Origin of the sequence: Acinetobacter populi (assembly GCF_002174125.1) — a bacterium.
GTDB lineage: Bacteria > Pseudomonadota > Gammaproteobacteria > Pseudomonadales > Moraxellaceae > Acinetobacter > Acinetobacter populi.
In genome coordinates this window covers 109,960-133,941 of sequence record NZ_NEXX01000003.1, presented here as the reverse complement: position 1 = coordinate 133,941, position 23,982 = coordinate 109,960, and the positions used below count along the sequence as shown (strand labels likewise).

General features: G+C 40.9%; 18 protein-coding genes. 7 read left to right on the top strand and 11 right to left on the bottom strand.

Annotation, left to right across the window (positions count from 1 at the left end):
• Positions 1-159: 159 nt before the first annotated feature.
• Complete coding sequence (gdhA, locus tag CAP51_RS09675) at positions 160-1,518, top strand: NADP-specific glutamate dehydrogenase (protein WP_245809137.1); 1,359 nt, start codon at positions 160-162, stop codon at positions 1,516-1,518.
• A gap of 147 nt (positions 1,519-1,665) precedes the next feature.
• On the opposite strand, the gene CAP51_RS09670 is transcribed toward gdhA, so the two are convergent.
• Positions 1,666-2,859 (bottom strand): MFS transporter, encoded by a 1,194-nt coding sequence (locus CAP51_RS09670; protein WP_087620557.1) that lies wholly within the window; start codon positions 2,857-2,859, stop codon positions 1,666-1,668.
• On the bottom strand, positions 2,852-3,286 hold the full coding sequence (locus CAP51_RS09665; protein WP_087620556.1) for a MarR family winged helix-turn-helix transcriptional regulator: 435 nt from the start codon (positions 3,284-3,286) through the stop codon (positions 2,852-2,854). The genes CAP51_RS09670 and CAP51_RS09665 overlap by 8 nt, the downstream gene beginning before the upstream one ends.
• Before the next feature lie 241 nt (positions 3,287-3,527).
• On the opposite strand from CAP51_RS09665, the gene CAP51_RS09660 reads away from it, so the two are divergent.
• Entirely contained in the window at positions 3,528-4,007 is a 480-nt protein-coding gene (locus tag CAP51_RS09660) for an AAA family ATPase (protein WP_087620555.1), read from the top strand.
• A gap of 11 nt (positions 4,008-4,018) precedes the next feature.
• Here the strand turns inward: CAP51_RS09660 and CAP51_RS09655 are convergent, their stop codons facing one another.
• Positions 4,019-5,590 carry an ATP-binding cassette domain-containing protein gene (locus CAP51_RS09655; protein WP_087620554.1) on the bottom strand — a complete coding sequence of 524 codons (1,572 nt, stop codon included), beginning with the start codon at positions 5,588-5,590 and terminating at the stop codon, positions 4,019-4,021.
• Between the two features lie 633 nt (positions 5,591-6,223).
• Between CAP51_RS09655 and CAP51_RS09650 the strand changes: the two genes are divergently transcribed.
• A complete protein-coding gene (locus CAP51_RS09650; RefSeq protein ID WP_087620553.1) occupies positions 6,224-7,306 on the top strand; it encodes a 3-deoxy-7-phosphoheptulonate synthase in 1,083 nt (360 codons plus the stop codon).
• Positions 7,307-7,422: 116 nt separating this feature from the next.
• On the opposite strand, the gene ruvC is transcribed toward CAP51_RS09650, so the two are convergent.
• Complete coding sequence (gene ruvC, locus CAP51_RS09645) at positions 7,423-7,965, bottom strand: crossover junction endodeoxyribonuclease RuvC (protein ID WP_087620552.1); 543 nt, start codon at positions 7,963-7,965, stop codon at positions 7,423-7,425.
• 131 nt (positions 7,966-8,096) lie between these two features.
• Between ruvC and CAP51_RS09640 the strand changes: the two genes are divergently transcribed.
• Positions 8,097-8,672, top strand: coding sequence for an FxsA family protein (locus CAP51_RS09640; RefSeq protein WP_087620551.1), 576 nt, complete (start codon positions 8,097-8,099; stop codon positions 8,670-8,672).
• Positions 8,673-8,784: 112 nt separating this feature from the next.
• Here the strand turns inward: CAP51_RS09640 and CAP51_RS09635 are convergent, their stop codons facing one another.
• From CAP51_RS09635 to CAP51_RS09620, 4 genes are all read right to left on the bottom strand, one after another.
• A complete protein-coding gene (locus tag CAP51_RS09635) occupies positions 8,785-10,785 on the bottom strand; it encodes a lipase family alpha/beta hydrolase (RefSeq protein WP_245809122.1) in 2,001 nt (666 codons plus the stop codon).
• Positions 10,786-10,985: 200 nt separating this feature from the next.
• On the bottom strand, positions 10,986-11,906 hold the full coding sequence (locus tag CAP51_RS09630; protein ID WP_087620549.1) for an ABUW_2363 family tetratricopeptide repeat lipoprotein: 921 nt from the start codon (positions 11,904-11,906) through the stop codon (positions 10,986-10,988).
• A gap of 82 nt (positions 11,907-11,988) precedes the next feature.
• Positions 11,989-12,783, bottom strand: coding sequence for a serine O-acetyltransferase (gene cysE, locus CAP51_RS09625; protein WP_087620548.1), 795 nt, complete (start codon positions 12,781-12,783; stop codon positions 11,989-11,991).
• Complete coding sequence (locus CAP51_RS09620; RefSeq protein WP_087620547.1) at positions 12,776-13,609, bottom strand: RNA methyltransferase; 834 nt, start codon at positions 13,607-13,609, stop codon at positions 12,776-12,778. The genes cysE and CAP51_RS09620 overlap by 8 nt, the downstream gene beginning before the upstream one ends.
• Positions 13,610-13,869: 260 nt before the next feature.
• On the opposite strand from CAP51_RS09620, the gene CAP51_RS09615 reads away from it, so the two are divergent.
• Complete coding sequence (locus CAP51_RS09615; RefSeq protein ID WP_087620546.1) at positions 13,870-14,307, top strand: RcnB family protein; 438 nt, start codon at positions 13,870-13,872, stop codon at positions 14,305-14,307.
• 96 nt (positions 14,308-14,403) lie between these two features.
• On the opposite strand, the gene dnaE is transcribed toward CAP51_RS09615, so the two are convergent.
• From dnaE to CAP51_RS09600, 3 genes are all read right to left on the bottom strand, one after another.
• Positions 14,404-17,994 carry a DNA polymerase III subunit alpha gene (gene dnaE, locus CAP51_RS09610; protein ID WP_087620545.1) on the bottom strand — a complete coding sequence of 1,197 codons (3,591 nt, stop codon included), beginning with the start codon at positions 17,992-17,994 and terminating at the stop codon, positions 14,404-14,406.
• Positions 17,995-18,285: 291 nt separating this feature from the next.
• Entirely contained in the window at positions 18,286-19,602 is a 1,317-nt protein-coding gene (locus CAP51_RS09605) for a peptidylprolyl isomerase (protein WP_087620544.1), read from the bottom strand.
• Positions 19,603-22,080: an LPS-assembly protein LptD gene (locus CAP51_RS09600; protein ID WP_087620543.1), complete on the bottom strand. Its 2,478-nt coding sequence runs from the start codon at positions 22,078-22,080 to the stop codon at positions 19,603-19,605.
• A 122-nt stretch (positions 22,081-22,202) separates the two neighbouring features.
• Here CAP51_RS09600 and CAP51_RS09595 point away from each other — a divergent pair, with 122 nt between their 5' ends.
• Positions 22,203-23,222, top strand: coding sequence for an aminoglycoside phosphotransferase family protein (locus CAP51_RS09595; protein ID WP_087620542.1), 1,020 nt, complete (start codon positions 22,203-22,205; stop codon positions 23,220-23,222).
• Entirely contained in the window at positions 23,219-23,905 is a 687-nt protein-coding gene (gene murU / locus CAP51_RS09590; protein ID WP_087620541.1) for an N-acetylmuramate alpha-1-phosphate uridylyltransferase MurU, read from the top strand. Before CAP51_RS09595 ends, murU begins: the two co-directional genes overlap by 4 nt.
• Positions 23,906-23,982: the final 77 nt, after the last annotated feature.

Here is a 23,982-nt window from a genome sequence, read left to right as displayed (position 1 = left end):
TCATTTTTGAAATATTCAGTATTAACTATATAAAATGCTGTATTTTATATATAAAAAAATTATATCGATAAAAAATATTGTGAATTAAGAAAAATAAGTATTAAATAAGTGCAAAATTAACTTTGGTGCATAAAAATGCACTATTTGTAATCACTTACAATTGAGGGTCGTGCATTGAAATATAACAATCTGGGTGATTTTTTAAGCTATGTCAAATCTCGTGATCAACATCAACCGGAGTTTCTACAGGCGGTAGAAGAGGTGATGATGAGCTTATGGCCTTTTATTGAAAAAAATCCGCAATATGCAGCACAAGGTATTCTTGAGCGTCTGGTTGAACCAGAGCGAGTAATCCAATTTCGTGTGGCATGGGTGGATGATCAAGGCCAAACCCAGGTTAATCGTGCATTTCGGATTCAGTTTAATTCGGCGATTGGCCCGTTTAAAGGGGGGATGCGTTTTCATCCATCGGTAAATTTATCGATTTTAAAGTTTTTGGGTTTTGAACAAACCTTTAAAAATGCATTAACCACACTGCCGATGGGTGGGGGTAAAGGTGGTTCGGATTTTGATCCCAAAGGCAAGTCTGATGGCGAAATTATGCGTTTTTGTCAGGCATTGATGCTTGAGCTTTATCGCCATCTTGGCTCAGATACCGATATTCCTGCCGGAGATATTGGTGTTGGCGGCCGTGAAGTAGGTTATATGGCTGGGATGATGAAGAAACTCAGTAATGATACCTCCAGCGTGTTTACAGGTAAGGGCTTGTCCTTTGGTGGTAGTTTAATGCGTCCAGAAGCCACTGGATTTGGTACCGTTTATTTTGCTGAAGAAATGTTAAAGACACGTGGTGAAAGCTTTAGCGGAAAAACTGTTGCAGTTTCTGGTTCGGGTAATGTGGCACAGTATGCCGCCGAAAAAGCCTTATTTTTAGGGGCAAAAGTCGTTACCTTATCTGATTCCAATGGCACAGTGTATTTAAAAGATGGTTTTAGTGAAGAGTTGCTTGCCGAAGTGATGGAACTGAAAAATGTAAAACGTGGACGTATTTCTGAGTTTGCATCCAAACATGGATTTGAATATTTTGAAGGAAAAACACCGTGGCATATTCCTGTGGATATTGCCTTGCCTTGTGCGACCCAGAATGAGTTAAATGGTGATGATGCAGCAGCTCTAATTAAAAATGGTGTGCTCTGTATTGCAGAGGGCGCCAATATGCCATCTACACTTGAGGCGGTAGAGAAGTTTATTGCCGCAAAAGTTCTGTATGCACCAGGTAAAGCATCCAATGCTGGAGGAGTGGCAACTTCTGGTCTGGAAATGTCGCAAAATGCCATGCGCGTTGGTTGGACACATGGGGAAGTGGATGAGCGGTTACATGCCATCATGAAGAATATTCATGCCAACTGTGTGTACTATGGTAAGCAGCAAGATGGCACAATCAATTATGTAGATGGTGCGAATATTGCAGGATTTGTCAAAGTTGCCGATGCCATGCTGGCACAGGGCATCTACTAGATGAATGTATAGTGGGTAATTCGGGTGAAATTATTGCTAGCTTAATATTATTCAGCTTTAATTTTTAACTTATTTTAATCAATTGTTTAACTTTCCAGCCGATGTATAGGACATGCTATACATCGGATTTTTTTGAATGACTTTTGATTATATTGTTATGGCTTTTACTCGAGCATGGCGGCCATGTAGGACAAAATATAAGGCAATACAGGCCAGCGCAATCCATGCACTATAAAAATACATTTGTGCATAGCTAATATGATTAAGGACAAAACCTAGAATAAAAGGCCCAAAGCCTAAACCCGCATCCAGTGCAATAAAGAATGTTGAGGTAGCCAGTTCCATTCGTTCCAGTGATGTGCTTTTCACAGCAATTGCTTGTGCAATCGACTGCATATTGCCAAAGCCTAATCCCAATAATGCACCACAGATTAGCAACAATGAGCCTTGTTGTACAACACTCAATAGCAATAATGCCAGTGCCAGAATAAAGAGTGCTGGATACATCACGACATTTTCACCTTTTTGATCCATCAATTTTCCGGTAAATGGGCGCGAGGCGAGAATGGCGATGGAGTAAACCAGAAAAAATAATGCCGCAGATTGTTCCAGTTGTAATTCCTGTGCATAAAAGTTGATAAAAGACAGTACACTGGAATAGCAGATAGAGGCAATAAAGACCACGATTGCAATTGGCACAGCTTTGATTTCAACAAAATTTTGTAGCAAGGAGGTTTTTTTGACCTCTTCGTCTAGGCTCAGGTTTCTCTCTGGTAAAGCAGGAATTTTAATCAGGAAGCTGATGCCAAGACATAGTAAAGCAATGATCATACTAAGACTAAAAATCCACAGATAGGATGCATGTAAAGTCAAATAAATACCAAGTAATGGTCCAACTGCGGTGCCGACAGTACTACTTAAACTATAATAACCAATACCTTCACCACGGCGAGTCACGGGAATGATTTGTGCGATGATTGCCCCGAGAATAGAGCTTGCCAAACCATAACTAAATCCGTGGATAAAACGTACAGCCAATAAAAAATCGCTAGAAGTGGCAATAAAATACAGTCCAGCACTGATACAGAAGCCGGTTAATCCTAGCCATAAGGTTTTTTGTCTACCGAGAATATTGGTAAACTGACCAATCATAAATCGACCAATCAGGGTTCCAACAATAAACAAGCCAGAAATCAATCCAGCTTCTGCTTTGGAGGCATGCAATGCAGTCACTGCATAACCTGCAATCACCACCACCAGCATATAAAATACCAGCACCATCATAAAATTAATCAGACTGGTCAGAATAAAATCTCTGCTCCATAAACGATTTTTATTCATGTGAATCAACCTTTTGCAAATTATTTAAAAATTGCGCCAGAACGTCGGTGGCGTGTTGTAAAGCCTGCGGATCAATATCCTGTTTATATTTTGCTTCAATTAAATCAATTTGCTGCTTACAGGTCTGGTAATGCTTCAGACCTTGTGGGCTAAGCGTAACGATTTTTTCGCGTCGATTACTTGCAGGAAGATAGTCAATCAATTGTTTGTTTTCCAGATCGACAATTCGTTTACTGATCGCTGGCTGTGAAATATTTAGTGCATTGGCAATATCAGTCAAACTGCATGGGGCCAAATTGTCAATCGTGGCCAGCACTTGCCATAAAGAATAATTTAAATCTTGTGTTTGCAGATAAACATTGATTTTATCTACAAAAATACGGCTACTTTTTAAAAGTACGGACCGAAATGGAAGTAGGGTAGGCATAATATTAATCTTATTAATAGTTAACTATGTTAATTATATATCTGATTATGAATTTTGCAATAGTATTTAATTTGTTCACTGCAAATTTTTCAATAATGTATGGATTAAAGCTGATAAAATTGGGTTCCAATAGAACAATGCTGATATTAAAAGCATTTGATTTTTATAATATAACTTTTGAATTAAATGCGTTAGTCTAAGGAAACCGCTAGATTTATCATCATACAATATTGAGGTCAGAATGAATTTTCATATCAATCCCGATCATTATTTGCAAACAGCTCAGGGACGTATTTTTTCTGAAGCCAGTAATCGACTGGCATGGCAAAAATGCTATGCCGATTTGCAGCATTATCTGAGTTCTTCATCCGCCATACGATGTATTTATCTGTTGGTGGGTGCACAAGGATCGGGTAAAACCAGCTGGGTAAAACATAAAATGCAGGTGCAAACTGACTGTATTTTTTTTGATGCCATTTTGGTAAAAAAATCTGAACGCATGCCAATTTTACAATATGCTCAACAATTTGATATTCCATGTGTTGCAGTATGCCTGATGACACCACTGCAACAATGTCTGGAGAGAAATCGACAAAGGCCTACAGATGAGATTGTCAATACGGCGGCATTAAGAAATGTTTATCATGCTTATGAGCAACCTACACTCGATGAAGGGTTTACCGATATTTTGTTTATTACGCCGGAATTGAATGTGCAGTGATCATAATGCTTTTAACTGAGTATGAAGGTGGTGTTTATGCCACATTCTTCAACAAAATTTTGATCGTGTGATACCAATATAACTGCACCTGTAAAGGAAGAAATAGCTGCGGCTAGTAATTCCCTTGATTCAATATCCAGATGATTTTCCGGCTCATCAAGCAATAATAAATCAACTGCTTCTGCATGTTGGCTTAAACCTAATAAGGCGACTTTTAATTTTTCACCACCACTGAGTTGATGCAAGGGATAAAGTGCTTTATCACCACGAATTCCCAATTGTCCAAGTAAATTACGCCATTCACTATCACTATATTGCGGATTAAACGGTTTTAACTGTGCAAGCGCATTTAATTGTTGATCGCCAAAATAAAAATTCTGATCCAGATATAACAGTTTGGCCTTACAAAAAATATCACCCGATTTTGACTTTAACAAACCTGCAATGGTTTTTAACAGGGTAGATTTTCCAACACCATTGTTCCCGACCATATGTATTTTTTCTCCCGCAGATAATGCCAGCGTAATTTTTTGCTGTGAAGCAAAGGGCAGCATGACATCTTTCAACCGCAGGATTTCGCCGGTTTTGTGCTGCGGAAAAGAAAATTGAAAGCGTTGTGATTGTGTCTTTTCCAGTTGCAGTTGTTTTTCCTGCAATTGTTGTCGCGATTGCTGAATTTGCCGCTGTTGCTGTTGTTTGAGGGCAGACTGACTTTGAGTTGCCTGTTCCTTTTGATAATCCAGTAATATTTTCGCTTGTGAACCCGATTCACGGATTTTCTTGCCAGTCTGTTGCCGTTTTTGCGCTTTCATCAAGCTATCATGTTGCTGGATTTTAAGTTGCTTTAACTCACGTTTTTGTTGGTTTACATTGCGTGCCAAAGCCTCAACCTGTAACTGGTGTTGCGTTAGATAATGATCATAATTTCCCTGATAATAGTGAATAGCATTGTCCTGTAAGGCATAAATATGCTGCATCTGTCTAAGCAAGTTCCGTTCATGGCTAATCACAAGACAACCTGCCGGATGTTGCTGCAAAGACCGAATCAGCCATTGGCGATTTGCTGCATCAAGATGATTGCTAGGTTCATCCAATAACAGATAATGATCTTTTAATAGAAATAATCGACACAATGCCAGTTTGGTTTTTTGCCCTTCACTTAACTGATCACACGGAAAAGACAAGTCTATTGGAAGACTGGCATCATTCAGGATTTGCTGCCACTGCTGAGGTAGATGCCAAAGTTGCTCGACACGATCAAAATCGGAGAAACTGGCCTGATTATGTTCAATACGTTGAAATATCTGATAAAGCTCCTGCACATCCAGCGCTTCGGCAATGGTCGCTGCGGGTGTATGAAATTGTGCGAGATAAGCATATTGGCATCGCCAGTCAATTTCCCCGGTTGCCAATGCAGGATCGAAGTGATTTAGCATCGACATGAGCAAGGATTTACCCTGACCATTACGTCCAATTAAGGCAGCACATTGGGCAAAAGGGAGTTGAAAACTTAATTGCTGAAAAAGACAATGCTGAGTAAAAGTAACAGACAGCGAACGAATAATACATGCCTGACGGGACATAGTGTTTCCTCATACAGGATGTACAAAACCAAATCTTAGAATGGAAAAATTTTGAAATTACAAAGAGAAAATTGAAATCAGTACCAAGGTCAGATTGTTTTGCACATCAAATCATTTAAAAATAGAAAAACTGAATTGATGAAACAAAACTTACTTCATTGGCGTAGACTCAAAAAATAATGATGGGGTAATAATAACGGGATAGTGGAATGATAAGAATTGTATCTTTTTTAGTCAAGGTTTTATTCCCATTGATGAATACTCATCTCAAAATATCATGCCAATTTTTTATACATAAATCTTAAAAAAAACTTGTCAAACGGCATCGTAGCGGGTACTGTAAGTGCAAGTTTTATATTTTTGAAAGCAAATGTTAAAGCAACCTTTAATTCACAACGCATCTTATTATTTTTGGCAATTTAGTTAATTGCCTGAATGCGTTTGGGCAAAATAAAGGTTGCCCACCCAGTTAATACCTGATCGGCAACCCCGGTCAGGTTTTTTTATATGTGTAATTTATCGGAGTAATCACAACATGACATATCAATTTTTTAGCAGCGCACGATTTTATCAGTATTGGACTTTGACACAGCATCAACCAGCATCCTTAAATATTTTAGCGAGTCATCCATCATGTCAAAACTTAATGCACAAATAAATCACGCTGTATCCTCTGAAACTGTTCTGGCAACGCCATGCCAGCTTAAACAGTCTTTGGCGATTTCTGAACAATTACAACAAAATATTTATCAACATCGGCAAGAAATTAAAAATATTTTAAATGGTGATGATGCCAGATTTCTGGTGATTGTCGGTCCATGCTCAATTCATGATCCAGACGCAGTATTAGAATATGCCAAGCGCCTGAAAAAATTTGCAGATCAACACCAACATAGCTTAAAAATTGTGATGCGGGCTTATCTGGAAAAACCACGCAGTACCGTCGGTTGGAAAGGTTTTGTCTATGATCCGAGCTTAAAAAATAAAAGTGATATGCAGCAGGGCTTAATCTTAAGTCGAAAACTGTTAATTGATCTGGCTGAATTAGGTTTAGCGCTGGCGACAGAAGTTTTGAATCCAATGCTGGCGACATATTTTGATGATTTATATAGTTGGGGTGCAATCGGAGCGCGTACCAGTGAATCACAAATTCACCGTGAAATTGCCAGTCGTTTACCTTATGCAATTGGTTTTAAAAATGGCACTGATGGTAATGTGAATATTGCACTGGATGCGATTCAATCTGCGTCTTTACCACATAAGTTTTTTGGCATGAACAGTGCTGGACAGCCGGCAATGTTGACAAGCAGTGGTAATGACAGTTTACAGATCATTTTACGTGGTAGTAATCATGGCACCAATTATGATCGACATTCGATTCATGCTGTTGCACAAAGCTATGGCAAACGTGGTATGAATCCTGCCATTATTGTCGATTGTAGTCATGGCAATAGCCAGAAAAATCCAGATTTGCAGCCAGAGGTTTTATCAACGATTGCCGAAGAGCTGAACTCAACAGGCGTAAAAGGTGTAATGATCGAAAGTCATTTGGTTCATGGCAAACAGAGTATTGATGCCGAACCTATGCAATATGGCTGTTCAATTACCGATGGTTGTCTGGGCTGGGAAAAAACGGCACATGCACTTGAGCAATTGGCAAGTAAAATTACAAAGCAAAGACAACAGCACGCTATGCCACAGGAAGCTTTGGTTTAATCTAAATGTAGAACACAAGCCTCTTTATGGTGATTGATATCATTAAAGAGGCTTGTCTCAAGGCAGTGGCAAGCGCTTTGCGACAAAGTTGTAATATATTGATTTAAATAAACGGATTAACGTCGTCTTAAGCCGCGACCACGACCTCTTGCCATACCACCCAAGGCATTGAGAACTGCCATTTTATTTAAGCTGCCAGAGGCGTGTGCGTGGCAAATGGCTGCGGCAAGCGCATCGGCGGCATCTGCTTGTGGTTTAATGGAAAGATTGAGTAAACGCATCACCATCATTTGGACCTGTTCTTTATCGGCTGCACCATAACCAACAACCGATTGCTTGATTTGTCGGGCGGTGTATTCGGAAACTGCCAGATCCAGATTGACCAGTGCTGCAATCGCTGCACCACGTGCCTGTCCGAGTTTTAAAGCAGAATCTGGATTCTGCGCCATAAATACCTGTTCAACTGCGGCTTCGGTTGGTTGATGAAATTTAACGATACGATCCACACCCGCAAAAATTTTTTTAAGCCGATCTGGGATATCCTGACTTTCGGTACGGATTGTACCGGCATCGACAAAACGTAATTTTGACCCTTCTTTTTCGATAATGCCATAACCGGTCAAACGTGATCCCGGATCAATGCCGATAATTAATGTCATCTTGCCCTTTAAATTTTTTGATTCACCCTTATTGTTACATAAATAGACGTAAAAAACTTGCTGTGCTATAAAGTTTAACTTCTATTTGCGTTCTAACTCCGAGTACAACCTTAAGACAGGCATCAATATTTATGGGACTGATTTTATTTATTTTAATTGCAATTGTCGCTGAAATTGTGACATGGATCGTGGTCGGAGATTGGGTCGGCAGTGGTTGGTATGTGTTTTTCTGGTTTATTGCTGCTTTTTTCATTGGTCTGAATATGATACGTGGCAGTACCTCACATATTATGCCGCAAATGCAACAAATGCAGATGACTGGTCAAATGAGTAGCGATCCTCAGGTCAGTAAATACATGACTCGGGCAATTGCAGGATTCTTATTAATGATTCCTGGTTTACTCACCGATGTGGTCGCGTTATTGATGCTGATTCCTGCGGTGCAAAATGTCTTTAAAAAAGCAGCGATTGATGCCATGCAAAAACGCCAGCAAGCCATGATGGAAAAAATGATGGGCGGTATGGGGGGTATGAGCGGTGCATCAGGTCAAGGTAATCCTTTTGCAGACATCATGCGCCAAATGGAAGAAATGCAACGTGGACAAATGGGTGGACGGGGTGCCAGCAACGACGCCAATATTATAGATGGTGAAGCAAGAGAAGTTGAACCTGAGCAAAAACGGATTGAAACCAAAGATAAAGAATAATCTTTATTATAAAAAAGCCTTGTATTTTACGATGCAAGGCTTTTTTTGTGTTAAAGTTTTTTACAAGGAAAGTATAAAAATACTTTATTTTTAGCTTAAATTTAATATATGATTACTTCTCAATACGTCCTAATTCCTGTAAATGTAATCTTAAAATACGTCGCAGCTCCAATACTGCTTCCGGACTATATTGAATGGAATGTCCACCATGAATTATTTTTTCCGATTGGGCACCATCCAGATGGGCACTGTAATACGGCACAATACCGTCAGTGATGGTCTTGGTATCATTGGAATTGGTATCGTTGCCCATAATTACGTGATATTTGACCTTCGGTGAAATTTTGGTATTTGCGGTAATTTGCATAAATGCTGATTTTTTACTGAGATCACTTGGACCATTTTGCAAGAAGTCCTTACCAAATTGTTTTAAATAATCTGTGGTTAAATCACCGGATAAACCATGGCTAATGGTTTCAAAGCTTGCGGTTAAAAAGCTTTGTGGCAATTTGATGATTTTACGAGCAGCTAAAGTAAACCAACGATCTGCAAAATCCGTACCTCTAAATGGTGATGCGACAAAAATGGCTCGGTCAATTGGCGGTGTCAGCGCATGCATGGTTAAACGATCTTGAGCAGGACCGAAATTTTTAACCCGTTCATATTTGCGTAAATTATTTTTTTGCAGATAACTGAGGATTTGAGGGGTAAAGTCATCATCACTTACCAGTAAACGACTGATGACACCACCCATACTATGACCCAGCAGAACAGCATGTTGCGGTGGTTTGTTTGGGTATTTAACGGCTAGGTCATCAAATGCCTGTTTTAGTAAGGCATAGATTTGATAGCGACTTTCGATGATCGGCATATTGGTTGAATAGAAGATTTGCCAGACCTGATAATTATCCCGTAGTACGCTATCACCCATGATGTCATTGGTCATAGCAATCCATGCCTCTGGGCTACTGGCCAGACCATGAATCATGACAATGACTTTTTTATTCGGATTATATGGTTCAAGCATAAACAGATGTGGCATGATCAAGTTCTGTTCCCGATCAATTAATGTCCAGTATGCTGCTGCCCCTAGATTATCATTGGCTAGCCACAAGCCATATGGTGCAGAGAAGTTGGCTGCCAATGGAAAATTCTGATGGGCGATCTCGATATTTTGATAAAAATTTGGGTCAATGAGGCGTAAGTTGAATGTTTTACTGTTAAGAATTTCATCAACTGAACCTCTTTGACTTGGCTCAGCAACAATGGTGGCTGCTAAAAATCGTGCTTCAACAATATTGGGATGGTCACTAATATTTTTACTTTGAATAAAGGGATTAACCATGTATTGATCAAATTGTTTGGTGTCAGGTTTTGCCATTTGCAGGGTAAACTCGGAACCAAAACCATCACGACGGCTGATTGATCTTAAACCGGAAAAGCCTAAATTATAAGTAGAAATTAATTTTTCCAGATGGAGCGAATTGAGATTTGGATATTGTGTAATATCAATATGATAGTCGCTATTACCCATTTTTAGAGTAGAGTTATAATCGGTATGGTCGGATTGACGGGAATCATTAAAGGCATTGACCAGATTGGCAATGGCTTGATTATAAAAATCCCGAACCTGTACCTGTCTATTATCAAATAAGCGTTGTGCTGGGGGACGCTTGGTTGAGAATAAATAGGCATAACTATAACGAATCGACTGGTTTAAGGATTCAAGTTGTTGATTTAAGCATTGGTCTAATTTTTGTTGTATCTGTAATTTTTCATTTTCATCTTTAAACTTCACCACAATATTTTTGGGATTGCATTCTTTGGATTGCTTTAATTCAATGGCGTTTGCAAGATAAACTTCGCTTCCTGTTGATAATAATTGTTCATCCTGAATTTCCGTAATCTGCCGTAATTCTTTCATGCAGGTTTCTGGCTGATTAATACATTTATTGGCTTGTTGTCCGGTCATGGACAGTACATTCAGACTGGCTTCACTTAATTTATTTCTGGTCAGAATATTGTCACGTTCATTACTTAAGGAGGTGCCTAACTTTTGTTGTTTGACGCTGACCACCTGACAACCAGAAAGGATGCCAATACTTAAACTCATACCCAATGTAAGTGTCAATATTTTAAGCATAATAGGAGTTTTGTTGGGAGTTAGGAAGATTTAAAAATAAAGATTTTAATGGCGTGTGTCTAGTCTTTTTAAAAGACCAGTCATTCATTTTGACTGGTCTTGATCTATTACATTGATGGATTGTATAGCCACCTGTTTTATAAGGTGCTAGGGAGATAAAATTATATAAATTACTTCATGATTTGCCATACATTGTAGCGTTTACCTGAATCCATTTCTGCAATCAGCTGATCGGCCACTTGGGCTTCACTTGGGTATTTTACCTTGTAGTTTTTCAGTGTTGTGATGGCATTTTTCTTTTGTTCCATATAGATGTAGTTGTTTGCCATCGACAGATAAGCTTCCTGTACGCCTGCATCTATTGCATTTTGTAAATAAGGCATGGCTTCTTTAAATGCGCCACCTTCGGACAAGCCAAAACCTAACCAGAAATTAATGGTTGGATCTTTTGGTTTCATGGCCAAAAGTCGTTTGGCATAACTGAGAGCTTTCGGGCCATAAATTTCGCCCATATCCAGATTACGCGCCATACTGCTGGCTTTTGCTGCACGCATTAACACATCATAGGAAGCATTTGATTTTAATGCAAGCGGATCAAGCGTGTTGATAATTGTTTTTAATCGATCGGTATAACCGTCGCGTTCACGCGTACTGGTAAAACGTACAGGATAATGACGTGCTTTGCCTTCTAAAAGATTAAAAAAATCATCAATTTCAGTTACATCAAGCTCATTATCTTGTGCCAGAACAGCAAACTTCAGGGCTTTATCCTTGCTATCGGTCAACGGGATAATAAAACGATTTTTATCCAGAATAACTTTTTCAGAATTTGGATTACTTGGATCACTATTAACCTGTAATTTGGTCACGGGTGCATTGGCGGCATTTAGAAGATTTACTTCAAATTCTGGTGGTTGGGTGTAGTCATGTGGATTTAAGGCATAAAATGGTGCAGTAATCGCAGGTTCGGTAAATACAATGGGTTCAACTTTGGTGGTTGCTTGTACTTTATCTTGCTTGGTTGGCAAATTCGAACAACCAGCGATCAGCATAGTTCCCATTCCAACTGCAATTAAAGGCTTTAAATTCATCGTCATCATCCAGGTTTTTTGTTTATGTAGGAAATAGAGCTAAGTCTAGGAAAAAAACGTCTTTCTTTCAACTTAAGTTACGTTAATCCGGCAATTTATTATCAATTGTTACGTCATACTCACGTTTTACTTCATCCAAAATTTGTTTGTCCTGTTTTGACAAAGGAGATACACGTGGTTTTTTAAATTCAGGATCAAGTTTGCTTAGTTGTGTGCACATTTGTTTGATCTGTAATTCATTTTTTTGTAGACGGTCCATCAAAATACGGATACCTTCGAGCATGGTATCAGGTTGTTCCTGAGATGCTGCATAAGGCTGGAAGTCTGAACTTTGTTCTTCCTCATGATCCCGTTGTTCAGGCTGATCTTTGATAATAAAGCGGGCAGGGTTTCCTACCGCAGTGGCATTGGCCGGCACTGCTTTGGTCACCACAGCATTGGAGCCAACTTTGGCGTTCTTCCCAACAATAAATGGCCCGAGGATTTTTGCCCCAGCACCAACAATCACACCATCTTCGAGTGTAGGATGGCGTTTACCTTTATTCCACGTGGTCCCGCCAAGGGTTACACCATGGTAGAGTGTGACATCATCACCAATTTCGGCAGTTTCACCAATCACCACCCCCATGCCATGATCGATAAAAAAGCGTTTACCAATTTTTGCGCCGGGATGGATTTCGATACCTGTCATCATACGGCTAAATGCTGATAAGGTGCGGGCAGTGCCTTTAAATTCTTTTTGCCACAGTCGATGTGCCACCCGATGAGCTATCAGTGCATGAATACCGGGATAAGTGGTCAAGACTTCCAAGGTGTTCCTTGCCGCTGGATCACGATCAAATACGGCTTGAATATCTTCTTTAAGCTGTTTAAACATCTGATTGCTCTCCGTGCGTATTTTTTTGTTTTGGTGGATGCCATGTACCTTTTGCTAGTGCTTGTACTCGGGTAAAGACGCCACGCAATAAATGGTATTCCATCCGGTCTAATTGTATGCGTCCAAACAGGCGACGCAAGCGCAAAGGCAATAATCTCGGATTTTTTTCATCAAGGAAATCAATATCGATTAATGTTTGTTCGAGATGAGGATAAAACTGCTGCATTTGATGTTGTGTTACCAGTGGTTCATCCCATTGCATGGATTGATTTTGTACCAAGGGCATAGTTTCAGATTGAATAGCAGGCAGATCAGTCAAAGCCGCCATACGCAATTCATAACATACCACCTGAATAGCCTGTGCGACATTGAGCACGCCATAATCTGGATTGACTGGAATGGTTAAATGATAATTGGCTAATGCCAGTTCTTCATTGGTTAATCCACGATCTTCACGACCAAACAATACCGCGATATTTTGCTGTTTTTGTGATGCTTGAATAATTTCTTGTGCTGCGGGGCGTACATCCAGTAAGGGCCATGGAATAGTACGACTGCGGGCGCTGGTACCAAACACAAGGTGGCAGTCCGCAATCGCCTGTTCCAGTGTATCAACAACTTTAATCTGTGCGATTAGATCACTTGCACCGGCAGCAAGTGCATCGATATCAGGATGTGGAAAGGTTTTTGGATTGACCAGCACAAGATGCTGGAGTCCCATGGTTTTCATTGCACGTAATGCTGCCCCAATATTAGCAGGCAGGGTGGTATTAACCATGACGATACGGATTTGATTTAGACTTACAGGATTAGAGGTGGTGGACATTCAATATTGATTAATGAAAATAAGTGAATTGATTATATAAGTTTCTGAACATAATTTTAATGAATTGCAGAATAAATTTTATAAAACGTCATTTTTAGCTAATTTTTTGATATGGGAATACCGTATCAATGGTGTTGGTGTATAAAACTTTGCCTGAATTAAGAGCATAATATAGGGTAGGCGTTACATAACGATTCAATTCATTCATATTTTACCTATGCTTTACTGTTTGAATATATCTCATAAAGAAGGAGTTACCTATGTTCAAAAATAAAACTTTCACTGCCATACTGGCAGCTACGATGCTTTCCACAAGTATGCTTTCTATTGCTGCGCCGGGAGATTTTGGTCCGGATCAACAAAGAAATAATCAGAATCAACAAAATTACGGTCCGGGACCATCAAATGATCAGCATAGACACGATCAGGAGCAACGCGGTAACCCACAAGGGTATAATGGTCCTAACCAGCAAGTTCAAAATAGAAATAACGGACCGCGACCATCTGAAGATTGGCGCCGAGGACAAGCTGTACCACAGGAATACAGAGGTCAGAGCCATTATGTAAATGATTGGCAAAGCCGCAATTTACCACAACCGCCTAAAGGCCATCGATGGCTTGAAGTGAATGGGGACTATGTCTTGGTTGCAATCGCAACAAGCAATATCACCACAATTTTTATGGGTAACCATTATTAATCTAGCAGTTTTCACAAGAAGCGGAAACATTATGCTGTCTGACTGGATCAGGCAGCATTTTTTATGGTCAATTCATTGATGAAATGTTAACAGACCTTAAGAATACTGGGCATAATCGTCAAGATGATAAGTAGAATCATCCTTCAACATGCCTTCTGGATCGATATCTGGATTGGGATTTTTAAGTGGTTTGACATCCTGCAAACGATAATTTGATTCAACGATTTGCACAGCTTTGGATTTGACTTTGTAATCTACTCGAATATGTTCCTTCCCAATGCTTTCCCTCAGTCTAAACATCAGTTCATCACATGGATAGACGCACCACTCATCATTTGGATGCAATTCAAATTCTGCAAATTCAAAGTTAAGTTTTAATCGTACTGGAATATGTACCTGCTGATCTATATTGATAAAATCAGCAATGGCGTGCTTCAACTCTTTGGCAAGATTGCGGGGTAAATCCTGCTGATCAAACTGGATATAAATGGCTTGTGCCCGTTTTTGCCGAATTTCATTCAGGGTAAAGGCCTTGCTTAAGCGTCCCATTGGGCGATCAAACCCTTCACGCTCATATACTTCGCCTTCTATGATAATGACTTTATCAACCTGAAGAATATCTTTAAAGCGTTCATAACGTTCACGGTTGGTTGAGACTTCCAGTCGGGCTGTCCCATCATCAAGCGTGATCAATGTTCGATTGGGAAAGTGGGCAACATCAAGTATTAGTCCGGTAAAGACTGTGGTCACGCCACGACGGGTTGCAGTCACTGCATTGAGGGGATGTGGAATAAAGCACTTCAACTCATCTCGATAGACATCGATTGGATGTCCGGTGAGATAGAGTCCCAGCGTATCTTTTTCACCTTTGAGGCGAACTTCATCACTCCAGGGTTTGACCGGTTTTACAGGTTTTCGCTGAACTTCTTCGACTTCACCAAATAAGTCCATAATACCGGTTTCACGGTTATTTCGTGCTTGTTCGGCTGCCTGAACTGCTTCTGGCAATTGTGCCATCAATGTTGAACGCTCTATTCCCAGACAATCCATTGCACCAGCCCGAATCAGGGCTTCCAACGTGCGTTTATTGATCTTTTTCAGATCAATGCGGTGACAAAAATCGAATAAATCTTTAAATTCTCCATCCTGTTGACGTGAGTCGATTACCGACTGCATCGCCTGTTCACCTACACCTTTGATTGCACCAAGTCCGTAGACAATGGTGTCGGGTTTAATGGCTTTAAAGCGATAATCCGACATGTTGATAGAAGGTGGTAAAACCTCAAGATGATTACTACGACAATCGTCAATTAGAAAGACCACATTATCGGTATTTTGCATTTCCGAGGACATCACCGCCGCCATAAACTCAGCAGGGTAATGGGCTTTTAGCCATGCAGTATGATAGGCCACCAGTGCATATGCCGCAGCATGTGATTTGTTGAAACCATAACCTGCGAATTTTTCCATATAGTCGAAAATATGGTTGGCTGTGGCTTCATCAATATTCTTCTTGGCTGCACCTTCAATAAAGATTTGGCGATGTTTCACCATTTCTTCAACTTTCTTTTTTCCCATGGCACGGCGCAGTAAGTCTGCACCGCCCAGTGTATAACCTGCACAATACTGTGCGGCCTGCATCACCTGTTCCTGATACACCATGATGCCATAGGTCGGTTCCAGCACACCTTCAAGTAAAGGGTGCAGATATTCAAATTCGCCGCCATGCATCCGATGGATAAAGTCGGGGATTAGATCCATTGGTCCGGGACGATATAACGATACGAAGGCAATAATTTCTTCAAACTTGCTTGGCCGTGCCTCTTTCAGCATGCGTTTCATGCCGACGGATTCAAACTGGAATACCGCAGTAGTATTGGCACTGGCAAAAATTTGATAGGCGTCGGGATCTTCAAGTGGAATATGGGAAATATCCACTTGTTGGTCTGCGGGCAGGCGTTTATTGATGTTCTGTACTGCATCTTCAATGACAGTCAGGTTACGCAAGCCCAGAAAGTCGAATTTAACCAGACCGACGGCTTCTACATCATCTTTATCAAACTGACTAACGCGTCCACTACCATCTGCCTCACAGCTTACTGCGGAATAATCGGTGATTTTCCCCGGGGAAATCAAAACACCACCGGCATGTTTACCGGTATTACGGGTGATACCTTCAAGTTTAAGTGCCATTTCCCAGATTTCAGCAGCATCATCATATTCAGGATTGGATGGATTGGTGACCATATCCTTGAGTTGCGGCTCCATTTCTAGCGCCGTGGCCAGATCAACACCCAAGGGCTTGGTGGGCACCAGTTTAGAAATTTTATCGGCTAAACCATAGGATTTACCCAGTACACGAGCCACATCACGAATAGCACCTTTTGCTGCCATGGTACCGAAGGTGGCAATTTGCGATACTGCTTCCCGGCCATAATGACGGGATACATAATCAATGACACGGTCACGTCCGGCAATACAGAAATCCACGTCAAAGTCAGGCATGGAAACACGTTCTGGATTCAGGAATCGTTCAAACAGTAAGTCGTAACGCAGTGGATCAAGGTCAGTAATTTTTAAGCTATAGGCGACTAGCGAACCTGCACCCGAACCACGACCTGGGCCAACTGGTACGCCATTATTTTTTGCCCACTGGATAAAGTCCATCACGATAAGGAAATAGCCGGGGAATCCCATTTTAAGGATAATATCAATTTCGTATTGCAGACGTTCATCGTATTTTTTGCGTTTTTCCGGCCAGTGTTCATCACGTTTTTCGACCGGATATAGATAATTCAGGCGTTCTTCCAATCCTTCTCGGGAAATATGGGCAAAATAGGTGTCTGTGGTAAATTCAGGTGGAATTGGATAGTCGGGTAGGAAATTTTCGCCTAAAGTTAAACTAACCGTACAACGCTGAGCGATATAAACGCTATTGGCAATGGCATGTGGCAGATCAGTAAACAGTTGCTGCATTTCTACTGCGGTTTTAAAGTATTGCTGATCACTATAGGTGCGTGGCCGACGGTCATCGCCGAGTACATAACCTTCGGCAATACAGACACGGGCTTCATGCGCTTCAAAATCTTCCTGTTTGATAAAGCGTAGATCATTGTGCGCGACAATGCCGATTTTATAATTTTGGGCAAGTTTACAGGCTTGCTGGATAAATAATTCTTCATTTGGGCGACCAGTACGGGTGATGGCAAAGTACACACGATCACCAAAATGTTCAATCCATTCTTCAAGCAAAGGCTGTGCTTTTTGCGGATTGGATGAACATAGCGCCTGACCGACATCACTATTGATACCAAGCAATGCAATCAGATCATCCGATTGATTAAAAATCCATGTTTTATCGACAATCGGAATATCAAGTTTTAATCCTTCGGTAAATCCTTTGGATACCAGTTCGGTTAGATTACGCCAGCCATGATTATTCATTGCCAACAGGGTAATACGGTGCTGTTCATCAATGATTCTAAGATCGCTACCAAAAATTGGCTTAATGCCTTTATTCAGGCAGGCTTTATAGAATTTAACAGCGGCATGTAGATTGGAGAGGTCCGTTAATGCCAGTGCAGGCATTTTTTCTGCTGATGCAGCTTTGACCAAATCAGGTATCCGAATAATGGAGTCGGTAATGGAATATTCGCTATGAATACCTAAATGGACAAATTGATTCATCGTTTCTATTACACTCAATCTGGATTAACGGTTAGAAATTTGTGTAGGAAGTTTAGCACGACTGGCATGGCTTCTTAAGATTTTAAGCGGCTTTTTGCCATGTAAATTCTCATCCGAAGGCATTTTAGCCAATCTTAAAATTAATTCTTAGATTATATCTATCTAAATTTTATCAATAAAAAACCAAATCCGAAGATTTGGTTTTGATGCGTAAGCATTTGTGATGAGTTGATCATATTTTGCTTGTTGAATAGCAATCAAGCTTGATCAAATTCTGTCAAAGTTACCGTTTTAGTCGTCTTTTAAAGCAGGGTCTTTGATATCAACATAGGCATTGGCACGGATTTCACGTAACCAGCCATCAACTTCTGCATCAAACTGACGTTCGCCTAAAATCTGTCTTGCCATACGACGTTGGTATTCATTGGTCATGTCGACCTGACGGGTATCTTCCACTTTTAGAATATGCCAGCCATATTGTGTCTGGAAAGGTTGGCTGATTTGTCCAACCGGTGTATTTTTCATTACTGTTTCAAATTCTGGCACCATGACACCCGGTGTTACCCAGCCCAAACTACCACCATTACGTGCTGATCCCGGATCGGCTGAATAGGTGGCAGCCAGTTCGGAAAAATCCGCACCTTGTTGTAAGCGTTGATAGATTTGATCGATACGTTGTTTGGCATCTTCGGGACTAATGACTTCCGATGGCTGAATCAAGATGTGGCGAGTAGAATATTGATTTACCAGCGCCTTCTTATCATCAGCTTTACGTTCAAGTAATTTGAGCACATGCAAACCATCATTGGCAGGGATAAGATCGGTGGTTTGACCAATCTCCAGACCACTGACGCGGGCAGCGAGGTCGGCCGGAATATCTGCCAGTGCTCTAAAGCCCATGTCGATACCTTGAACATCCACCTTGTCATTGCTAAATTGTTTGGCAATGGCTTGCACATCATCACTGCCATTTAAAGCTTGTTTGACTTGTGCTGCCACATTGCTCACTTCTTCGGTCGTTGTGTTTGCAGATTTTGGTGCAATACGTACATGCAGGGTACGTACCTGACTACCTAATACAGCCTGACCTTGTGGTGATTTTAAAAAGTTATCGACGTCACGATCAGAAATTTTGATACGTGACATGACTTGCTGCTGGCGTAAGCGAGTGACATTTAAGTCTTCTGCAACCTGTTCACGTAGCAGGGCATATCGTCCTGCACCAGTGCTATCCACGTGTTGCTGGAATGCCTCAAGTGAAGAATAACCTTCCTGTTTTGCAATGGCAGACACTGCATTGTTTAATGCTTCCGGATCGGGCTGGATGCCAAAACGTTTGACTTGTTCAACCTGTACCTGACGCAAGATCAACTGATCAAGCACATTTTTACGTAGAATCTGTTCTGGTGGGACAGTTTGTCCTTGTTGTTGTAATTGTTGTCTCACAACATCCACAGCCTGATCCAAATCGCTTTTTAAAATGACACTGCTATCGACAACAGCAACGACTTGATCAACCACTTGTGCTGCATAAAGCTGTGATGTAGCGAATAATGCAACTGCCAGTGTCGTATTGCGAAACATTTTTAACATAATATGGCCATTCATTTAACGTTGAGTCCAATTTTGGTTGACATGATCAAAACCGATCACACGATTTTCAAGTAAAGAGGTAAGTTTACCAGACAGACCACCTAAACCTTTAAGTGAGAATTCTGCCATAACTGCCCGTTTGGGTGATATATCTGAAGCGGTTGGATCATCCAAGTCATTATAATATGAGCGACCATATACAGATATGCCCCAGCAGCAAGATTCATAATTTAGCCCAACCAGAACTTCACGCGTAAGATCATTATCAATGTCGTATTGTACATGGCCTAAAATACGCCAATTGTTGTTAATTGGTTGTATAAAAGAGGTCGCAACTTGTTGATAAGGTTGTTGACCCTGATCGCTGACTTCACGGCGGTGATAATATCCAAGATTGTATAAGCGGCCTTTTTCATCAGCATAATTTAATGACACATTATTTAAAGCACTTTTACCATTGGAGAGCCATGCCGCATTGCCGACCACATTAATGGTATTGCTCAATTGGCTTGAGACTGTTACCACCGGACCGGTACGACTGGAGGTTGCCACCTGATCGGTTTCATTGAGCTGAACTCTACGATCGGCAAAATAATAGCTTTGACCAATACTGGCTCGCAAGCGTTCCAGACCAATCTGATCATATAAGCGATAAGTCAGACCAAGTGAGGCAAAATTGTTGTCTTCCAGACGATCGTGACCATAAAAGCGATAAGGACTAAATAATTGATCATAGCTTAAAGAGGCAGATGCACTGTCAAAATTTGGAAAACTGCTCTGATTTTTATAGGGCGCATAGGCATAGAAAATGCGCGGACTCAAGGTTTGTAAAACACTGCCTTCTTTTTCAAAAATCATGCCTGCATCAAGGGTAAATTGTGGTACGGCGACAGATTTTTCGATGGAATTACTATTGACCGAATCGGTGACGGTATTGGTCGTATCCTGATCAAAAAAAGTATTGATGCTGCGGGCAGTCAAAGTCGGTGTCACAAATATACCCGGTGTACGGAAATTATAATTGACCGAAGCCTCGTTATAAATTCTGGTTCCGCTAGGATTTTTTTCGGCGATCTCGGCGGTCGGGTTATCCAGTGACTTTTTAAAATAAGCTGAATCGTTGAGGAATGAATAGCTTAATCCGGTAAAGTCGCCACCCTGATATTGAAAAATAAACTGTGGTAAACGTGCATAAGGACGTTCTACATCGGCAATGCTCTTGTCGAGAGTCTGAAAGTCTTGCACTTTTAATTGCGCAGTAATACCGGGAATGCCATTGGCATAATACAGTGCCCAAGTTCTTTCCTGATACACCTGATCCTGACTGTTTGGAGAATTGCCCAAATCGGTAAAATAGTCTTTATCCGAAACGTAGTTTAAATCCAGTGTGGTACGCCATTGCGGATCAATTTGCCATAAATGTTGCAGATGCAGTTCTTTTCGGTCTTCATCATCGTAACGCTGATCACTGGGTAAATATCCGCCCCAGAGATTACCAGCACCAAACGATTCGGTTAAATAACGAAAATCACCTTCAATCATCACGCCACGTCCACCGAGATAACGTGGTGTTGCAGTCAGGTCATAATTCGGTGCCAGATTGAGGTAGTAAGGTACACTTAACTGTATGCCACCATCATTGGTATAACCAAAAGAGGGCGTCAAAAAGCCTGTGGTTCTGCGGTCGTCAATTGGAAAATTAAAATACGGAATCGGCAGAACAGGCACATCTTTGATATACAATCGTGCATCTTTGGTAATGCCACGACCTGTTTCCTGATTTAATTCAATGGTTTTTGCCTGAATCCGCCAAGCAGGACTAGCACTTGGTTCACAGGTGGAGAAGCTGGCATTTTCCAGTTCGACAGTATTTGCACCAGTTCTTTTGATTTGTGTTGCGTAGCCATGCGCTTGTTGCTGTTCACTAATATAGAAACTATCTTTTAAGTCGCCTGTCTGGTCTTTTAAATTATAGGTAATTGCCTCGCTTTTGGAAAAAAGACCGCCTTGTGCCAATTGTACATTGCCTTCGGCTTTGGCATAGGTTTGGGTATTATCCAGTTGAACTTTGTCTGCACGGATACTGCGGCCATCTTGATCAATGGTGACATTACCTTCTAAAAAAGATGTCCCAGCTGGATCATAATAACCTTTGTCCGCACCAATGATGGAGGTTGTTTGTGAGGGATCGCTTGCTGCTTTGCTATCTTGACCTATTGGTGTAACCCATGTTCCCGAACAGAGCGTGGACGGTTTGATATTGCCTTGTTGTGTTGATGCGGCGAGTTGCTGTGGCGTTAAATAATACTGCTGGTAAAACTGTTCTCCTTTGGCATAGTTAGCTGCATAGGCGTTACGGGCAGAATTTTGTTGTTCTGACTGTACATTATTTCCCTGTGCATTGTTTTCGGCAATTGCAAGCGTCGCAGTACTTAGACTAATTAGCCCAAGGATTGCTTGTAGAAGAGAGTTTTTCTTTAGCTGTTGTATCATAACAATGTCAACACAAATAATTTCGCAAATATTTTCATTGCATCATAGAGAAAAAAATCCGAAACGACTACACTTATAGCTGCAAATAATGCGGTGTTTTTGCAAGTATAGGTAGTGAGTGAATGCAAAGAGAACAGATTGTACAACAATGGCTAGAACAAATAATTGAAAAACAGGCCTTTGAAATCAAATATTTACCGGGAGATGCAAGTTTTCGACGCTATGCTAGAATCCACCTTCCCAATCAAACCTATATGTTGATGGATGCGCCACCAGAAAAAGAAGATTGTCTGCCTTTTGTTCAAATCGCAGCCTATCTGGAACAGCATGGTGCGCGTGTACCACATATTATTGCACAGGATTTGTCGCAGGGATTTTTATTACTGGAAGATTTTGGTGATCATTTGCTCGCCAATGCTTTAAATGCACAGACTGTTGATGCTTATTATCTGCAAGCCTTTAAACAAATTATCCAGTTGCAGGCGATTCCGGTTGACCAGCTGATTTTTCCAAAATACAGCATAGAGAAACTTATTCAGGAAATGCGTCTATTTGATCAATGGATGTTGCCTGATCTAAAAATTGAAGTCACCGAAAAGCATGCAGAGCTATTACATCGCAGTTATCAATGGATCATTGAAAATCTGGAACATCAGCCACAGGTGTTGGTACATCGCGATTATCACAGTCGTAATCTGATGATACTTGACGGTGAAAATGATCTTGGTGTTATCGATTTTCAGGATGCGGTAGTTGGACCAGATACCTATGATTTAATTTCAATCATACGTGATGCTTATGTACAGTGGCCATCACAACAGGTACAAAAGTGGATTGCCGAGTTTTATGCCATGTTGCCTGAGCAAGCCCGCAAAAATCGTGATTTGGCACAATTTCAACTGGATGCCGAGATCATGTCGATTCAGCGTCATTTGAAGATTTTGGGTATTTTTGTGCGTCTTTATGTGCGTGATGGTAAATCAGGATATCTTAAGGATTTGCCACGTGTGATGTGGTATCTGCGTCAGGAATTGGCACATTGTTCGGCATTACAAGATTTTCAGCAGTTCATCGAAATGGAAGTGATGCCCGCATTTATTGCAAAATATGGTGAATATACCGAGCTTGGGGACGTTGCATGAAAGCCATGATTCTTGCAGCCGGCTTTGGTAGTCGCATGCGTCCTTTAACCCTTGAAACACCAAAACCTTTACTTAAAGTAGCTGATAAACCATTAATTGTTTGGCATATCGAAGCCTTAAAAAAGATAGGTATTACCGATATTGTAATTAATGCGGCTTGGCTCAAGCAAAAACTGGTTGCAGCACTGGGTGATGGTGCGCAATATGGAGTAAATATTCACTGGTCACTTGAAGATGAGGGGCTGGAAACCGCAGGTGGTATTATTCAGGCATTGTCCCAGTTGGGTGATGAACCGTTTATGGTGGTGAATGGTGATGTCTGGAGTCGTTACGACTTTGATAATTTATCAAAACTGAATCTGGGTAATGATCTTGCACATTTGGTGTTGGTAGAAAATCCGCCACAACATCCGAATGGGGATTTTTTGCTTAAACAGAACCGAATTTATACCTTTGAGCAAGCACAGGACGGTGAACCTTTGACTTTTGCCGGGATTAGTGTACTTTCACCTAAGCTATTTGCAGACTTGCCACAGGGCAAACGACCTTTGGCACCCTTGCTTAAAGCTGCCATGACACAGGGTCTGGTGAGTGGTGAAAAAATGGCAAGTTGCTGGGTGGATGTAGGCACACCGGAACGCTTGCAACAACTTGATCAAAAAATTCGTATGCAATTGATTTAAAACACGGCATTTAACAAAAATACCATTTGTGTTTTGGGTAATGTTCCACGTTATAATACTGCCATAATTCAACTGAC

Coding starts and splice junctions, on each gene's coding strand:
- dnaE (WP_087620545.1), bottom strand. CDS start 17,994: ATGAATCAATTTGTCCATTTAGGTATTCATAGCGAATATTCCATTACC.
- CAP51_RS09630 (WP_087620549.1), bottom strand. CDS start 11,906: ATGAATTTAAAGCCTTTAATTGCAGTTGGAATGGGAACTATGCTGATC.
- CAP51_RS09650 (WP_087620553.1), top strand. CDS start 6,224: ATGTCAAAACTTAATGCACAAATAAATCACGCTGTATCCTCTGAAACT.
- ruvC (WP_087620552.1), bottom strand. CDS start 7,965: ATGACATTAATTATCGGCATTGATCCGGGATCACGTTTGACCGGTTAT.
- CAP51_RS09665 (WP_087620556.1), bottom strand. CDS start 3,286: ATGCCTACCCTACTTCCATTTCGGTCCGTACTTTTAAAAAGTAGCCGT.
- CAP51_RS09620 (WP_087620547.1), bottom strand. CDS start 13,609: ATGTCCACCACCTCTAATCCTGTAAGTCTAAATCAAATCCGTATCGTC.
- CAP51_RS09640 (WP_087620551.1), top strand. CDS start 8,097: ATGGGACTGATTTTATTTATTTTAATTGCAATTGTCGCTGAAATTGTG.
- CAP51_RS09600 (WP_087620543.1), bottom strand. CDS start 22,080: ATGATACAACAGCTAAAGAAAAACTCTCTTCTACAAGCAATCCTTGGG.
- CAP51_RS09605 (WP_087620544.1), bottom strand. CDS start 19,602: ATGAATGGCCATATTATGTTAAAAATGTTTCGCAATACGACACTGGCA.
- murU (WP_087620541.1), top strand. CDS start 23,219: ATGAAAGCCATGATTCTTGCAGCCGGCTTTGGTAGTCGCATGCGTCCT.
- CAP51_RS09635 (WP_245809122.1), bottom strand. CDS start 10,785: ATGAGTTTAAGTATTGGCATCCTTTCTGGTTGTCAGGTGGTCAGCGTC.
- CAP51_RS09615 (WP_087620546.1), top strand. CDS start 13,870: ATGTTCAAAAATAAAACTTTCACTGCCATACTGGCAGCTACGATGCTT.
- CAP51_RS09670 (WP_087620557.1), bottom strand. CDS start 2,859: ATGAATAAAAATCGTTTATGGAGCAGAGATTTTATTCTGACCAGTCTG.
- CAP51_RS09595 (WP_087620542.1), top strand. CDS start 22,203: ATGCAAAGAGAACAGATTGTACAACAATGGCTAGAACAAATAATTGAA.
- CAP51_RS09655 (WP_087620554.1), bottom strand. CDS start 5,590: ATGTCCCGTCAGGCATGTATTATTCGTTCGCTGTCTGTTACTTTTACT.
- cysE (WP_087620548.1), bottom strand. CDS start 12,783: ATGTTTAAACAGCTTAAAGAAGATATTCAAGCCGTATTTGATCGTGAT.
- CAP51_RS09660 (WP_087620555.1), top strand. CDS start 3,528: ATGAATTTTCATATCAATCCCGATCATTATTTGCAAACAGCTCAGGGA.